This is a genomic window from Bradyrhizobium sp. Tv2a-2, from assembly GCF_000472425.1.
Classification (GTDB): Bacteria; Pseudomonadota; Alphaproteobacteria; order Rhizobiales; family Xanthobacteraceae; genus Bradyrhizobium.
The window spans coordinates 1-15,191 of the sequence record NZ_AXAI01000035.1 but is presented as its reverse complement, the minus strand read 5'-3'; the positions used below and the strand labels follow the sequence as shown (position 1 = coordinate 15,191).

Genomic DNA, 15,191 nt, shown 5'->3' with positions numbered 1-15,191 from the left:
CATCCCGCCGACTTTCTTGCCTTCGGCTAGCTTGCAGCCATCCGGCTAGGGCTAGCTATCCGCTAATGAGTCCACGCCACAGCCGCGATCGGCAGCCGGGCGTCGACAGCGGGCACTCGGCGGCTTTGAGACAATGAAATTTTCGATGCGGCCAGTCGGATTGTCCTTCACTTGTTCGTCCTCGGAGCGATGCGAACCCAAGGAGGTCCCTGATGGCTTATGTCGACGGATTTGTGATTCCCGTTCCAAAGGACAAGATCGATGCCTACAAGGCACACGCGAAAAGCGCCGGCGAGATCTGGAAGGAACTTGGCGCGCTCGATTTCGTGGAGTGCATCGGCGACGACGTGCCGTATGGCGAGGTGACCTCCTTTCCGCGCGCCGTGCTGGCCAAAGAGGACGAGGTCGTCGTGTTCTCCTGGATCGTCTATCGAGACCGGACGGAGCGCGACGCGGTCAACGCGAAGGTGATGGCGGATCCGCGTCTCGACAAGGAGATTTGCTTCGACGGCAAGCGATTGATCTTTGGCGGATTCGAGATGTGGCTTAAGATGTAGCGCATGGGTTTCTACCAGCGCCACGTGATCCCTTGCCTGACGCATCTGGCGATGAGCCAGAGCCAGCTATTGCCGTTCCGCCAACATGTCGTCGGCGCGGCGGAGGGCAGGGTGCTCGAGATCGGCGTCGGTTCGGGGCTGAACTTCCCGCACTATGGCACAGCCGTCGGCTCGGTGATCGGGCTCGAGCCGTCGGCAGAATTGCTGCGCATGGCGCGGACACGCGCGCGAACGGCCGCAGTTCCCGTTACGCTGCTCGATGCCTCCGCTGAGGCGATCCCGCTCGACTCGAGCAGTATGGATACAATCGTCACGACCTGGACCTTGTGCACGATCCCGAACGCCTCGCGTGCGCTCGCGGAGATGCGGCGCGTGCTGAGACCAGGCGGCGCATTGCTATTCGTGGAGCACGGTCGCGCGCCCGAAGCCGGCGTTGCACGCTGGCAGGATCGGCTCGATCCATTGTGGTCGTCCTTTGCCGGCGGCTGTCATCTCAATCGCAAGATGGACGATCTCGTGACGGGAACCGGCTTCCGCATCGAGGCATTGCAGAATTCGCGATTGCCCGGGCCGCGGACGCACACCTATCTCTACGAAGGCCGTGCACGCCCGGTGTGATGACGGATAGCCGCACGCGCCGTTGGCGCTGGCCTCATTGGCTTTCGCCGCCAAAATAATCCGGCTTGCCGGTGGTCCAGGTCTCGCCCCAGAGCTGACCGCCGCCGTCCACCGTCAGTGTCTCGCCGGTGATGAACTTGCCCGACGGCGCGGAGAGATAGACGCAGGCTTCCGCGATGTCCCAGGGCGAGCCGGCGCGCATCATGGGATTGGAGCGGGGGTAGGTGGCGCGCGCTTCCGGCGCATAGACGTTCCAGCCGTCGGTTTCGATCGCGCCTGGGGCGACGCAGTTGGTCCGAATGCCAAGCGGCGCCCATTCGACCGCGACGGCGCGCGAAAGTCCAATGACGCCGGAGCGCGCTGCGATCGAATGGGCGATGCCGTAGAGGCCATGCGTCGTCACCACTACGATGTTGACAATGGAGCCGCTCGACTGGCGCACGCGCCAGCCACGCGCGGCGGCCTGCATCATGTGCCAGGTGCCGCCGAGATTGGTGTCGATCACGGCGTCCCAACCCTTGACCGAGAAGTCGATCGCGGCTTGCGGAAACTGCCCGCCAGCGCTGTTGACGAGATGATCGAGCCGTCCCTGCGCAACCCAGACATCTTCGATCAGCGCGTTCACCGCATCGGGGGTGCGGATATCGGCGACATGCACGGAGGATTGCAGGCCCCGCGCGCTGAGAGCGGCAGCGAGCGCATCGAGCTTGTCCTTGTTGCGGCCGGCGAGCGCGACATGTGCGCCAAGACGGGCGAACAGAAACGCGATCGCTCGCCCGATGCCCCCCGATGCGCCTGATACCAGCGCGACCTTGCCCTGGAAAAGGGCGGGTGCGAACACGGTTGGATGTGCTGCAAGCTCGTTATCGCCGAGCAGCCCTTCGGCGTGATCCCTGTCCATGCGATCCGGCCCTTGCCACCCCTGCCTGAGCCTCTAGATTAGCCGCGTCAAACAAATGAAGCGAGCTGCGATGCCCGAACTTTCCGCCTTTCCGATCACGAAGCGCTGGCCGGCGCAGCATCCAGACCGGCTGCAGCTTTATTCGCTGCCGACGCCGAACGGCGTCAAGGTCTCGATCATGCTGGAGGAGATCGGGCTGCCCTACGAGGTGCATCTGGTCGATTTCAACAAGGACGACCAGAAAACGCCGGAGTTCCTGTCGCTCAATCCCAACGGCAAGATCCCGGCGATTCTCGATCCCAACGGTCCCGGCGGCAAGCCGCTGCCGCTGTTCGAGTCAGGAGCCATCCTGCAATATCTCGCCGAGAAAACCGGCAGGCTCATGCCCGCCGATCCGGCGCGGCGCTGGCAAACCATCCAGTGGCTGCATTTCCAGATGGGCGGCATCGGCCCGATGTTCGGCCAGCTCGGCTTCTTCAACAAATTCGCCGGCAAGGACATTCCCGACAAGCGGCCGCTGGAGCGCTACGTCAACGAAGCCAAGCGCCTGTTGGGCGTGATCGAGCACAGGCTCGACGGCCGGCAGTGGATCATGGACGATGAGTACACCATCGCCGACATCTCGATGCTCGGCTGGGTGCGCAACCTGATCGGCTTCTATGAAGCGCGTGAGCTGGTCGATTTCGATCATCTCACGCACGTACCGGCCTGGCTGGCCCGCGGGCTGGCGCGCCCGGCGGTCGAGCGCGGGTTGAACATCCCGAAACGGCCATAAAGCATGATCCGGAAAAGCGTGTAGCGGATTTCCATACGTGCCGGGCTGACCGACGTAGAAGCCACCGCGTCTTCGGTGGTGAGCTGGTTCGCCACGGCCGGCTTCCCGTTCGAAGCAAAATAATGCTCGAGATGCTTGGCGATCTGTGTGCGCATGAATTGCTTGGCCTGTGGGGATCGAATGCGGTCGGCATCTACACCGATCGCCTCAGTATCGGCGTGACGTGAAAGTGCCCGCGGACGGGGTAATTCGCGTGCCGCGGTGGGGCGCGGGATCCCGATCATTCCATTTGAAGGTGCTTACGTCCTGGTGCGCGGGAGAATATAAGAGGAGGCATGCCGGTTTCCGCAGCCGAGTTTGAACGCGGCCTTGACCTGGTTCGCGCTGGCGCTGCCGGCGCGCGTGAGGGGGTATTCGGTCCGGGGTCGATGACGTGGCGGGTCGACCGCGAGGCCGCGGTCTTTCTCGGCGCCGGTCGGGCGCTGTTGTTGCAGCTCGCCCATCCCTGGGTCGCTGCCGCCGTGGCCGACCAGTCGCGGGTCTTTGCCGATCCCGTTGGGCGCTTCCATCGCACCTTCGGCGTGACCTTCACCATGGTATTCGGCTCGCTGGACCAGGCGCTGCTCGTGGCGCGAAAGCTCTATCAGCGCCATGAGGCCGTGACCGGGGTTCTGCCGCAATCGGCCGGGCCATTCGCGGCCGGCTCATCCTATCAGGCCAATGAGGTTGCGGCGCTGCGCTGGGTTCATGCGACGCTGGTCGAGACCGCGCTTCTCGCGCATGAACTCGTGCTGCCTCCGCTTTCGGACGGCGAGCGCGAACGCTACTGGTCCGAGGCGCGGCTCTACGCGGCGCTGTTCGGCATCCCGCCCGACAGCCTGCCATCCGACTGGGCGTCCTTCGTCGCCTACGTCGATGCGATGGCCGCGTCCGATGTGCTGACCGTCAGCCCGGCTGCGCGCGACATCTCGCGGCAGATCTTTTCCGGCAAGGTGACGGGAGTCCGGCCGCCGCTCTGGTATCGCGCACTGACCGCACAGCTTTTGCCGGGACGATTGCGCGAGGCTTTCGAGCTGCCACTGGGTGAAGCCGAACAGGCGATTGCAGATCGAGCGGTCGGATGGATGCGGCGTCTCTATCCGTCGCTGCCTCGACGGCTCCGAACCGTCGGTCCGTGTCAGGAGGCGGAGGAGCGGCTGAAGGGCAGGGACCAGCCGTCGCTGGCCACACGCGGTCTCAACCGGCTATGGATCGGCCGGCCAAGCATGGGAAATCCCGTGAGGTAACCGGTGCGGCAAACGGCGCCGACTGCCAACGCCTGAACTATCAATTTACTCTAATTGCACGCAAAGGTAGTGTCTCGGCAGAGACGGATGACCCGCGAGGGCGCGTCGCCGATGTGGGGCAGGGAGGGTAAGGCCCGCCGATGATGCGCTATCTCGGGGCCAACAAGAGTGATTATCCGAGACCTTGGGATCACAAGGTATTCAACCTGATTCTGCGGACCGAGATTTCGGGCGATGAGGTCAGCGTCAAGAAAGTGAGGGAAAAGTTCTGACAACCGGCAGGTGTCGGCCCGGCGAACTGTGCAAATCAGCAGTGCCAGTCCTGTCTTGCGGCTCCCGGGCGCGCTAGAGTGACGCGCTCCGCGAGAGGTTTTGTGCAATGACCATCACGATCTACGGCATCAAGAACTGTGACACCATGAAGAAGGCGCGCGCATGGCTCGACGACCATGGCGTCGCCTATGACTTTCACGACTACAAGGCCGCGGGGGCGCCCAAGGACAAGCTCAAGCAATGGAGCGACAAGCTCGGCTGGGAGAGTTTGCTCAACCGCGCCGGCACCACCTTTCGCAAATTGCCCGACGCCGAGAAGGAAGGCCTCAACGAGAAGAAGGCGCTGGCGCTGATGCTGGACCAGCCCTCGATGATCAAGCGCCCGGTGCTGGAAATCGGAGCCAGGCTGCTGGTCGGCTTCAAGCCTGAGATCTATGCCAAGGAAGTGAAGCCGAAGAAATGATGGCGTGAGTGCGGCCGCGCGGACTGCAGTCAGCCGCTTAGATCGACTTGGCCTTGGCCTCGCGTTTTGTCAGATCGCCGAGGCGGGACATGAACTTGGCCAGGATCGGCGATGCATTGGACTTGTGATAGCCGATCACGTCAACTAAGTTCAATGCAATGTTCTCCAATCCCACGGTCTGACGAGCCAATTTCTGCCAGTTGGGCCTGACGTCGGCACCGCTCCCAACGACCGGACTGTCGAGCAGATGAATCTGGGCGCCGCGATGATCATTCTCGGGACGTCGCTGCGCTGGGGTCAATCAATATCCCGATTGCCCTAAATTCTCTTACCAATTCTGATGGCAACCGATCTCGATAATTAACCCCTGACACTCTCAAGACATATCGTCCGAGGCTGACTCCAGCTCTCAGGTCGTCCATCGCCGCTTTTTCGCGCAACGACTTTTCATCATTATGCCGGATGTTGCTCGGGAGAACGTCCGTATCGCAGTAGATTTCTATCGGTTGTGCTGTTTCAGGCAAGGCAATCTCCTGTGCGCTCGGCCCGATTTCGTCAAACCGGCCCGGCCACTACTCCACAAGAGGCAAAGGTGTAGAGCGCCGACATCACTTCTTCGCCCTCAGCCTGATCTCGACCAGCCGGCGGACAAGGCCTTCTGACGTGCGTATCTCAGTAGCAAGTTGTCGATGTGCCCACGCGATTGCAGGTTACTGGACGGGAAGCCATCCAAGCGGCGGATGCTGCGGACTCTTGAGCCGCGACTGATCGGTTCGCCAAATTTCGTCGTTGCTCTTCCGCAATGATTTCAGAGTTCATCTGTGCAAGTTGAAGCTCACCTTGGGCTCGGGTGATCTTCTTTGCGTCGAGTTCTTCGGCCAGCACCGCAACGGTGGCCCAGCTCTTGTCGAATAGATCTGGATATGTTGCGAAGGGTCGAACCACCTTTGCCGCTTCAAACGAGCATTTGTTGCGAGCCACGAAATCCTTGTTTTCGTCCGGATACTGCGCCTTGCAGGCTCCAATTCCTTGATCCTTGGCAGCAATGGCCGCAGCCATTTGTTCTTGACGCTGCTTCATTGCCATAAGGCCACAACCGCCCAAAGCGGCGCACAGCGCGACGATCGCCAATTTACGCATGAAAACAGCCCCCAGACCCGGGCGGCACCCAAGCGCAACCAGTGCGAGCGCGCAAGCGGATTTCCCCAGCTGCCCCCAGCTATGGCGAGCGCCGCGAGCCTCGCTGGTGCGTTCTGCTGCGTCCGGTCAACCTTCTTGGGGGCGTCCCACCAAAATTAGTGTACTACCTTTAGGTGTAACGGGTTGATGGAACGAAGAAAACAGTCCCACGTTGTCACGCGTGTCTTTGTCAATCACTCGTTGGGAGCTTTGAGTGCGTGGGACAAAGTACGTTGCGACGTTTGGCGATTTGACCGCACGGGAGCGACAAGTCGCGAACCTCGTGGCCGAGGGCTTGTCGAACAAGGGCATCGGCCAACGCCTAAAGGTTACCGAGGGCACGGTGAAACTTCATGTCCACTCCATTTACAGGAAACTGGAGCTATCCGGACGTGCCGCGCTCGTCGCGCTAGTTATCAAAAAAGCAATGAATTAGCTGGCACCGGGTGAGGAGCTTCGGCAGGTCACTCGCGGCCCGCCTTCGCCTTCAGCCCGATCTCGACCAGCCGGCGGATGACCTTGGGATCACGCCTTATCGTTGGCGTACTTCTCTACAAGTAGCCGATTATACTCAGCGTGCACAGCCTTTCGCGAAATATGCCCTTTTCGTTCTTTGGCTATCCTTAGAAGATCAGGATCAGTCGGTGCCCGTGATTTCCGTTTGAATCTGGAAAAGAATTCTCTGGCGGGTCCGGGAGTGCTTCCAAACAGGCTATCGAACAATCCCATTGTGTCCTCCCTGGTTCGAGATAGTTATTTTCCTGCCTTCAGCGCGCCGGCGACAGGGCGTCTGATGGCCTGCTGCGGCCTAGGCGAGCACGGGCATGCCCATAGCGGACCACAACTTCCCCGCTTGGGGAAGTTAATTGACTGTTAGGGCAAATCAGCTGACCATGTCCGTGGGCGTAGAAAACCCGGACCAGAGCTCTAGCCGCATTCCTTGGTCAGGAAATCACTCGATTGGCGTCGAGCGATTGCGGCTGAAGAATTCTTCCTTTGTTCGTGTTCCGCAGGTATGACCTCATCATCGAATCGGATGGGGCAGATTTGGTTCGGGATGTTAGCCTCGACCTCCACAAGGCTCAGGTGAAGCTGAGGAAGATCCAAGAACGCTTGCAGGGCGTGCAGGAACAGGCCGCCGCCCAGGTGCAGTTGCTCAAGGTGACTGAGACCAAGCTGAGCGCGGCGATCGAGGCCGCACTGTCGTCGGGGTGCGGCACATGAAGCGCCGGCGCAGACTGAGAAGGCGTAACCGTCAGCGGCTGGCGACACATGCCAGGCGGCTGAGGCGGTGCTGAGTGAGAAGAGGCCGCCACTCAGGCGGCCTCTATCGTCTAGAAATGCGGATGGAAAGTCGCATAGTAAATTTTCAAAGCGTTTCGGGCTGATGCCCAGCGAGAAAATCCCAATTGGCGAAGCGTTTTGTATATTGCCGGCATTTCGCACCTCCGGCCCAGCAGGCCGGACCCCCTAGCACGGCGCGGCGTGTTAGAATGTGAAAGAAATGTCAGCGCTCCAGTCAGGAGAGGCCGCCAGCTGAGGCGGCCTTAACTCTTGAAGACTAGGAATAGCAGCCCGCCAGCGACGACGACGCAGCCAACTCCAGAAATGGCAAGCCAAGTCGCATAGGTCATGGGACTCGGGCCCCCGTCGCTGCGAACAAGTGGGGCGGCCGGGACCTCGAAATCACCGGCGGTCCAGGCCGAACCATTGCAATGGTGGTCGCGCGGTGCGAATCGCCTTGTCCGTCCCTGCCTCCATGGCGGGGAGAAGGCTACACCGGCAAGCTGACGTGAGCCTTACAGGGCGCGGGGCTTCGGTCGCGCGCTTTTTGGGGTGACTGCTTACCCGGCGCTTACCTGGGTAGATTTACGATTTAGATAATCCTGTTAGTCCATTGATAAGTTTGTCTAATATGTTGCCAGCCGAGCGCTTGGACTTGTGATAGCCGATCACGAGATCAATCGTTGGTGGGGTCCCTCTGACGGGCCGGCTGACGACGGACCATGGCAGGAAGTTCTCGACGTAGCCCGGCAGCAGCGCGAAGCCGCGCGTGGAAGCGACCAGCGAGACGGCCATGACGATGTTGTCGGCCTCGTGCACGGTCGCGATAGGCAGCTTGCTCGCGCGAATGTAATCGCCAATGACCCTGAGCAGCTCGGGAGCCGTGTCCGAGACGTTGACGAACGGCGTTCCCTCGAGCTTCGCCAGATCGATGCTGTCCTGCTTGGCGAGGCGGTGGTCACTCGGCAGCACCACCACCAGAGCCTCCCGCGTCACGACCTTGTAGCTGAGATCGGTGGTCGCGGCCTCCCGCCGCATGAAGGCGAGGTCAAGCTTGCCGCGTGTCAGCGACTCCGCGAGCACGGGTGAGTAGTCGCTTGTCACCGCGACTTCGATATTCGGCAATTCGTCGCGAAGAATACGCATTGCCGCCGGCAGCCAGTCGATCTCCTGGCCGGTGAGGAATCCGAGCGCGAAGCGCGATTTCTCCGGCTGCGCCGCGCGCCGCGCCGCCTCGATTGCGGCATCCGCCTGGGTCAGCGCCAGGCGGGCGTGATCGAGAAACACCTTTCCCGCGGCGGTAAGCTCGACGCCGTGCACGCTGCGCGTCAGCAGCGGCACGCCCACCTCATATTCGAGATCGCGGATCTGCCGGCTGAGCGAAGGTTGGGCGGTGTGCAGCCGCTTCTCGGCGGCAACCGTGAGGCTGCCTTCCTCGGCGACTGCGACGAAATAGCGGAGATGCCTCAGCTCCATGCTTCATGCCTTCCAGGTATGACCGCAAGCTTACAAAGTCTTTTTCAAACACGCTAGATGCCTCCAAATAGCACATGAGCAACGGACCCGTGCGGCCACTCCATGCCTATACGGCAGGGATGGAGCGCGCGAAGCGGACAGCTTCATGCTGCAAAGGAGAATGACCATGGCCGATCTCAAGGGAAAAACCGCTCTCGTCACCGGCGCCTCGCGCGGCATCGGTCGCGCCAGCGCGCTGGCGCTGGCAAGGCTCGGCGCCCAGGTGCTCGTGCATTACGGGCAAGCGGCAAAGGAGGCTGATGCCGTCGTCGCCGAGATCCGCAAGGCGGGGGGCACGGCGGAAGCGATCGCGGCCGATCTCGCGATGCCCGACGGCCCGCATCAGCTGGCGCAGCGGGTGCGCGCAATCGTAGGCGACCGGCTCGATATCCTCGTCGCCAACGCCGGCGTCGCAAAGGCTGCCGTGATCGAGGAGACGACGGTTGCCGATTTCGACAATTTGTTCGCCGTCAATGTCCGCGCGCCGTTTTTCCTGGTGCAGCAATTATTGCCGATCCTGCACGAGGGCAGCTCGGTGGTTCTCGTATCCTCGCTGGCGGCGCATGCGGTCGTCGGCACGCTGCCGGCCTATGCCGCGACCAAGGGCGCGATCGACACGCTGGTGAAGCATTTCGCCGCTGCGCTCGGTGCACGCGGCATTCGAGTCAACGCGGTCGCGCCGGGCGTGGTCGCAACGGACATGTCGTCCTTTGCCAAGACCGACCAGGGCCGCGACTACACCCTCAGCCTGCAGACACTGAAGCGGATCGCGCAGCCGGACGACATCGGCGACGTCGTCGCCTTCCTCGCCTCGCCCGACGCCCGTTGGGTTAGCGGCGACACGATCCACGTCGACGGCGGCTCCAAGCTCTGAGCGAGCGCCGCGCGGCCCACGGCAGAGAGGCCAGCACCACTGGCCGGCCTAGCGTGGATTTACGAGTGCGCCGGCCAGTGCCGATCTCGGAACCAGGCGCGGTATTCCGACATCTTCGCGCGCTGCGCCTGCGGTGCATGACGCTTGCAGGTCGCGGCCTCCTCGCTGCTCCCGGGCGCGCCCCACCGCAGTTCGACGCAGTCATTGGGGTTGTAGGCCATCTCGAAATCCGTGGCCCGCTCGACCACATCCTTGACCGATAGCGTCCACTGCGAGCCGTCGCTGCGGGTATAGGTTATCTTGCGAGAGGCGAGCTCAGAATTGAGCACGCTCTGCAATTCGGATTTCATAGCGGCCGCGGTCTTGCCGGCCGGTATGGCGTAGCGATTCGACCGGCGTACGAAACGGTCGGGGAAGCCGCGCACCACGTCGATGGCGATCAAGAGCCGAAAATCGCGGGCCGGGGTCGAGTAGTCTTCCCAGGGGCCGCTGGTCTCGAAGATCGACGCGCCGTCCGGCATCGCCGCATCGCCGGCCTGCTTGAGCTGATATTTCCGGCCGTTTTCCACGGAGGTGACCCGCGTCTTGATCTGCTCGGTGAGGCTCGTGATGGCGTCGATCAACGCGCGCTGCGGGTCGAGGGGCTCCGGCGACATGACGTCGTCCATGCGGTCGTAGAAATCCTCGGCGCCCATTTGCGATTGCTCGTTCGAAAAATCGCCGTATTGCGGATTGCTGGCGATATCCGTGTTGCTCATCCGTCGCAAGGCGCCGCCCTTTTCGCGCGTGATCGGGCGGAAATGCTTGAAGCCGGGGGTGCCGAGCGTGGGTTCGTGCACGAAAAGGAAATTGCCGCGCCAAAAGCGTTTGCGGGTGATCGATCCATCGGGCTCCGCATCAACGGCCAGGAAAACCCCCGGCGTGCCGTTCACTTCCGGGACGCGCCGCACCAGCATCAGCACATGGCCGTAAGGATCGGCGTAGACCGTCCCTGGGCGCAGCACCTGCTGCGTCAGCGGCACGGTGTAGAAATCGGCATTGTCGTCGCCTGCGCGCACCGCGCCGGTGTGAACGACATCGCCGACATCGCGCAAGTATTCGCTGAAATTCGTCGGACGCTTCGGCGTCGGCTTGGGCGACGGTATTGCAACCGGCGCGGCAGGCTGTTCGGCCGGTTGCTCGGCATGGCCAAACAACCGGAGGAGGTTCGGCGCCTGTGGAGGTGGCGGCAGCGAAGGGGAGGCATCGGCTGTCTGTGCAACCTCCTGTTCGGGGGGCGGGGGCGGACGCGTAACTTCGGGATGCTCGACGTCGAACCACTGGTAGCACTTCGGCGGCCTGCCGCCGAAGCCGCGCGAGCAGTTCGTGTAGCCGAACGGCAGCCCCATCTTGAATGCAAAATAGGCGCGCAGGAAGTAGACGAAGTCGGCGCAGTCGGGACGAAGGCCGGTTTGCGTATTGTCTTCGTTGCGTCCGAGGTAGTTGAAAAGGAAATTGCGCGACTTGTCGCGCAGCACTTCGTGCCAGACTTTCCAGTTCAGGTCCTGGTCGGGCGGCGCATCGAACAGCTTCGCGATCCATGCCGAGAACAGCGCCTCGTTGGTGCTGTTCCAGCTGTTGCGCACCTGCCAGATTTGTCCCGCCGGAAAGCGCACGGGCTCCGGCTTCCGCGCCCCGACCGCGATGTCGCGGGTAACCGGACTGCAGCCGTCGCGGGAGAGTGTCGCGTGCCAGGTGCCGGCGGCCGGTGTGGCGACCTCGGCGAACCAGGTATAAGGCGGGCCATCCTGCCGGTCGGGTGATTTGACGGCGACGCTTCCATCGGGCGCGGTGAGCGACAAGAGCCCCTCGACCGGCTTTGCGGAGACGACCATGACGCGCAGCGGCGCGCCGGTCCAGGGGGCCTGCGGCGATGGCCAAACCGTGACCTCGGCGGCGCTCGCGCAACTATCGGATGCGGTTGCGGATTGCGCGATTGAGAGAAGCAAGAGGAAAGATCCGCCCGCGATTGGCAGCAATGCAGCAATCGCGGCGGTCAAGCGGCGCCCGAGAAGCATTTGGATACACACCCCCCCCTGCTAAGTCTCCGGAACTGAATTCTGCCGGCGGCTGGGTTGCAAGATATCGAATTAGAAGGGACAAGTCAGCGAACTTGAATCAATTTTGCACTCTTGCCGGACGGTTTCGGGCCGGCAAGGCGACACCGAAAGGAGAGACGATTCCCATGTCTTTGCTGCTTTCAGGCGGCGACTTGAAGACCAGGCCGGGTCGATTCGGGATCCTCCTTGGAACCCTGGCGATGGCTCACATGCTGGTTGCCTTGGCCTGGTCGCTGGTCGTGGTTTCGGCGGCCAATGCGGCCTCAATGAGACCAGTGGGGGCCGAAAAAGGCATGGTGGTGACGGCCCAGCACCTGGCGACAGAGGTCGGCGTCGACATTCTCAAGAGCGGCGGCAATGCGATCGACGCTGCCGTCGCGGTCGCATATGCGCTGGCCGTGGTCTATCCGGCCGCCGGCAATCTCGGCGGCGGCGGCTTCATGACGATCCGGTTTGCCGATGGGCGAACGACGTTTCTCGATTTTCGCGAGAAGGCTCCGCGTGCGGCGAGCCGGGACATGTATCTGAGCAAGGACGGAAAGGTCATCAAAAGCCTGAGCACGATCGGCTGGCTGGCGGTCGGCGTGCCCGGGACCGTGTCGGGTCTGGAGTACGCGCGCGAAAAGTATGGGACGATGGCGCGGGCAGCCTTGATCGAACCGGCGATCGCACTGGCTGAGGACGGCTACACCCTGGACCAGGGCGACGTCGACATGCTCGCGTCGGCGACCGAGGATCTCAGAAGATTTCCAGAGACCACCGATATCTTTCTCAACAAAGGAGAGCCCTTTGTAGCCGGTCAAAGGCTGATGCAGCCCGACCTTGCCGAGACGTTGCACTTGATCAGAAAGGAAGGCGCGGCCGGCTTCTACCGGGGCAAGACCGCATCGGCGATCGTCAAGGCGAGCAGGGAAGGCGGAGGGCTCATCGATCAGGACGATCTGGAACGCTACCGGACTCGTGAATTTGCACCGATCGAATGCGATTACCGCGGCTATCACGTGATCTCGGCGCCTCCGCCGAGCTCAGGCGGCGTTGCCATCTGCGAGATGCTGAACATTCTGGAGGGATATCCGCTTCCGGAGCTCGGCTTTGGATCAGCACAGGCGCTGCATTACGAAATCGAGGCGATGCGCCACGCCTTCGCCGACAGATACAGTCTTCTCGGCGATCCCGACTTCACCAGCAATCCCGTCCAGAGGCTGATCGACAAGAGCTACGCTGCAAAAATTCGCGATGTCATCAAGCCTGACAGGGCCGAACTTTCGAGCGACATAAGGCTGGGTGTTGCGCCTCACGAAGGCAGCAACACGACGCACTTCTCGATCATCGACGATGCCGGCAATGCGGTGTCGATGACATACACGCTCAATGACTGGTTCGGAGCAAAGGTGGTTGCATCAGGCACCGGCGTGCTGATGAACGATGAAATGGACGATTTCACGCCAAACCCGGATTCCGCCAACATCTACGGCTTTGCCCGAGGAAATCCCAATGCAATCGTATCAGGCAAAACACCCCTGAGTTCGATGAGCCCGACCATCGTCACCAAGGACGGCAAGCCAGTCCTCGTTCTCGGCAGCCCGGGCGGTGCCCGCATCGTCACGGCCGTCCTGCAGACGATCCTGAATGTCGTCGACTACGGGATGAACATCCAGGAGGCCGTCGATGCCCCTCGCATCCATAATCAATGGTTGCCGGAAGAGACGAAGATCGAGCGATACGCACTCTCACCTGACACCCGCAAAATCCTGGAGAGCATGGGGCATCGGTTCGAGGACTCTACCCCCGCCAACCACATCGCCGCGATCCTGGTCGGCGCGCCAAGTCTTGGAGGAAAAGCCATCGGTCGAAACAGATTCTACGGCGCAAACGACCCGCGTGGCGGCACTGGACTGGCGCAGGGGCATTAGGCCGCGAACGCATGAGCGGTCGCCAGAATGTGCTTCGGGGCGCGAAGCGCCATCAACTGAGGCGGTCCTTCAGTGAGCGTCGGGTCTGGCCTTAAGACTGGACCGCAGCGCCTCCGGGTCGATTGCCTGTCCGCTCGGATCGTGGATAGCGAGCCCGCTTTTGTCTCGCGTTGATGCATCGAATATCGCCAACGCTTCCGCCGCCGTCTCGGCGAAAATGATGAGTGCTCCCATTTTGACTCGAAAGGGCACTGGTCATTTCGGCGGCTGTAGTCCGGGAGAGGTGGCCCAATTGTCCAGATGGGCCGCGATCTCGGCCTGCCGCGCTCTCCTGAGCAGCTCGTCCTTCTCTGGGCAAGACTGCAGCTGAGAAGCTTTCTCGCGCGCTTCTTTGGCGAACGAGATCAATCGGTCTTTCAGGGTATCGGTCGGCTTGAGACGACGCCGCTTCAACATGGCGCTGCTCCCTTGCTAGAGCGGGCGGGAGCGCAACGGGCGTTCTCATCACCGATAGTTGCCACTGGCCTTGCGGCGACGGCTGTTAACGTCCCAGAAACAGGTGGGTTTCGTACCGCCGCCGAATTGATCTTGGGAACCCCACGTTGACAGACTGGGACAGCCTACTGGGGCATGTGAACGCGATTCTGGTCGCATATTGAGGGTATGATCACAAACGCTCTCAAGCTTGTTGCGTCGGCTGGCGTGATAATGATTTCCGCCGGGGCTTGGCATACCCTCTCTATGGTGCAGCTATCTCGGTTGGCGTGTGTGTTATGGCCGCCGTCGTCCTACATTTCGCTGCGCCTTGACTGCCATCCGCCGGATGTTGTTTGGGGTTCAAAAGCGGCGGTCGCGGTCCATTCGCCTGATGTCCGCTTCTCTAATCGGCCGTTTGAGGTCAAGCACTTTCAGACTATCCGCCACTGCAGTGTCGATGTCGCTCACGGGCTCGTGCTTCTCTTCGGAATCGGCACCAGGGCCCTTCCATTATGGGATTCGAGGACAAGGTAGAACAATCTTAGCCGCGGCCTTGCCGTCAGTTTGAACGGCAGGTTCAAGCGGACATGCGGACTCACCTCATCCATCGTCCCGCGAGGGACATCTTTCCACTGCTGGGTGGATCTCGAGTTTTCTCCTTATCGGTTTTGATCTTGAACGGCTTTCATGCTGCGGCCGTGGCCGGCTCCCGGGTCCACCGGAACTCGGTGCCATCAATCCATATGCGGTGCATGATGACGGCCAGCCGGCGGGCCAGGGCGACGATCGCCCTCTTCATTCCGCGGCGCCTGGCGATCTGGATGGCCCAGGCCTTAAGCCAGGACCATTTCTTCGAACGCAACATGCTCTGCGCTGCTTCGTAGAGCATCGTCCGCATCATCTCATCCCCGCAGCGCGATATCCTGCCGTTCCAGTCGATTTCGCCTGATTGATACCTGGAGCTCGTCAGCCCAAAC

General features: G+C 61.7%; 17 protein-coding genes. 10 read left to right on the top strand and 7 right to left on the bottom strand.

Features of this window, described 5'->3' with window-relative positions:
• The first annotated feature begins 212 nt into the window (after positions 1-212).
• On the top strand, positions 213-557 hold the full coding sequence (locus tag A3AI_RS0138005; protein WP_024520520.1) for a DUF1428 domain-containing protein: 345 nt from the start codon (positions 213-215) through the stop codon (positions 555-557).
• A gap of 3 nt (positions 558-560) precedes the next feature.
• A complete protein-coding gene (locus A3AI_RS0138000) occupies positions 561-1,175 on the top strand; it encodes a class I SAM-dependent methyltransferase (RefSeq protein WP_024520519.1) in 615 nt (204 codons plus the stop codon).
• A gap of 34 nt (positions 1,176-1,209) precedes the next feature.
• Here the strand turns inward: A3AI_RS0138000 and A3AI_RS0137995 are convergent, their stop codons facing one another.
• Positions 1,210-2,076 carry an SDR family NAD(P)-dependent oxidoreductase gene (locus A3AI_RS0137995; RefSeq protein ID WP_024520518.1) on the bottom strand — a complete coding sequence of 289 codons (867 nt, stop codon included), beginning with the start codon at positions 2,074-2,076 and terminating at the stop codon, positions 1,210-1,212.
• Positions 2,077-2,146: 70 nt separating this feature from the next.
• On the opposite strand from A3AI_RS0137995, the gene A3AI_RS0137990 reads away from it, so the two are divergent.
• The 4 genes from A3AI_RS0137990 (at position 2,147) to A3AI_RS0137970 (ending at position 4,873) form a co-directional block, all read left to right on the top strand.
• Positions 2,147-2,851, top strand: a complete 705-nt coding sequence (locus A3AI_RS0137990) for a glutathione S-transferase family protein (protein WP_024520517.1) — start codon at positions 2,147-2,149, stop codon at positions 2,849-2,851.
• A gap of 335 nt (positions 2,852-3,186) precedes the next feature.
• Positions 3,187-4,137: an oxygenase MpaB family protein gene (locus tag A3AI_RS0137980; protein ID WP_024520516.1), complete on the top strand. Its 951-nt coding sequence runs from the start codon at positions 3,187-3,189 to the stop codon at positions 4,135-4,137.
• Positions 4,138-4,277: 140 nt separating this feature from the next.
• On the top strand, positions 4,278-4,409 hold the full coding sequence (locus A3AI_RS50070) for a hypothetical protein (protein ID WP_283807317.1): 132 nt from the start codon (positions 4,278-4,280) through the stop codon (positions 4,407-4,409).
• 107 nt (positions 4,410-4,516) lie between these two features.
• Positions 4,517-4,873, top strand: a complete 357-nt coding sequence (locus tag A3AI_RS0137970) for an ArsC family reductase (RefSeq protein WP_024520515.1) — start codon at positions 4,517-4,519, stop codon at positions 4,871-4,873.
• 37 nt (positions 4,874-4,910) lie between these two features.
• On the opposite strand, the gene A3AI_RS48425 is transcribed toward A3AI_RS0137970, so the two are convergent.
• Positions 4,911-5,174: a hypothetical protein gene (locus tag A3AI_RS48425; protein ID WP_024520514.1), complete on the bottom strand. Its 264-nt coding sequence runs from the start codon at positions 5,172-5,174 to the stop codon at positions 4,911-4,913.
• Positions 5,175-5,545: 371 nt separating this feature from the next.
• Positions 5,546-6,013, bottom strand: a complete 468-nt coding sequence (locus A3AI_RS0137960) for a hypothetical protein (RefSeq protein ID WP_024520513.1) — start codon at positions 6,011-6,013, stop codon at positions 5,546-5,548.
• A 253-nt stretch (positions 6,014-6,266) separates the two neighbouring features.
• Here A3AI_RS0137960 and A3AI_RS0137955 point away from each other — a divergent pair, with 253 nt between their 5' ends.
• Positions 6,267-6,488, top strand: a complete 222-nt coding sequence (locus tag A3AI_RS0137955) for a response regulator transcription factor (protein WP_024520512.1) — start codon at positions 6,267-6,269, stop codon at positions 6,486-6,488.
• Between the two features lie 560 nt (positions 6,489-7,048).
• Positions 7,049-7,276, top strand: a complete 228-nt coding sequence (locus A3AI_RS0137950; protein WP_024520511.1) for a hypothetical protein — start codon at positions 7,049-7,051, stop codon at positions 7,274-7,276.
• A gap of 645 nt (positions 7,277-7,921) precedes the next feature.
• On the opposite strand, the gene A3AI_RS0137945 is transcribed toward A3AI_RS0137950, so the two are convergent.
• A complete protein-coding gene (locus tag A3AI_RS0137945; RefSeq protein ID WP_024520510.1) occupies positions 7,922-8,812 on the bottom strand; it encodes a LysR family transcriptional regulator in 891 nt (296 codons plus the stop codon).
• A gap of 166 nt (positions 8,813-8,978) precedes the next feature.
• Here A3AI_RS0137945 and A3AI_RS0137940 point away from each other — a divergent pair, with 166 nt between their 5' ends.
• Positions 8,979-9,725 (top strand): SDR family NAD(P)-dependent oxidoreductase, encoded by a 747-nt coding sequence (locus A3AI_RS0137940; protein WP_024520509.1) that lies wholly within the window; start codon positions 8,979-8,981, stop codon positions 9,723-9,725.
• 59 nt (positions 9,726-9,784) lie between these two features.
• On the opposite strand, the gene A3AI_RS0137935 is transcribed toward A3AI_RS0137940, so the two are convergent.
• The gene (locus tag A3AI_RS0137935) at positions 9,785-11,782 is read right to left on the bottom strand and encodes a hypothetical protein (RefSeq protein WP_024520508.1); all 1,998 of its coding nucleotides are present in this window, start codon (positions 11,780-11,782) and stop codon (positions 9,785-9,787) included.
• Between the two features lie 242 nt (positions 11,783-12,024).
• Here A3AI_RS0137935 and ggt point away from each other — a divergent pair, with 242 nt between their 5' ends.
• Positions 12,025-13,737: a gamma-glutamyltransferase gene (ggt, locus tag A3AI_RS0137930; protein ID WP_024520507.1), complete on the top strand. Its 1,713-nt coding sequence runs from the start codon at positions 12,025-12,027 to the stop codon at positions 13,735-13,737.
• A gap of 255 nt (positions 13,738-13,992) precedes the next feature.
• On the opposite strand, the gene A3AI_RS0137920 is transcribed toward ggt, so the two are convergent.
• Positions 13,993-14,193, bottom strand: coding sequence for a hypothetical protein (locus tag A3AI_RS0137920; protein ID WP_024520506.1), 201 nt, complete (start codon positions 14,191-14,193; stop codon positions 13,993-13,995).
• A gap of 706 nt (positions 14,194-14,899) precedes the next feature.
• Positions 14,900-15,191: transposase (locus tag A3AI_RS44390; protein ID WP_024517233.1), on the bottom strand; the 292-nt coding region annotated here is incomplete at its 5' end.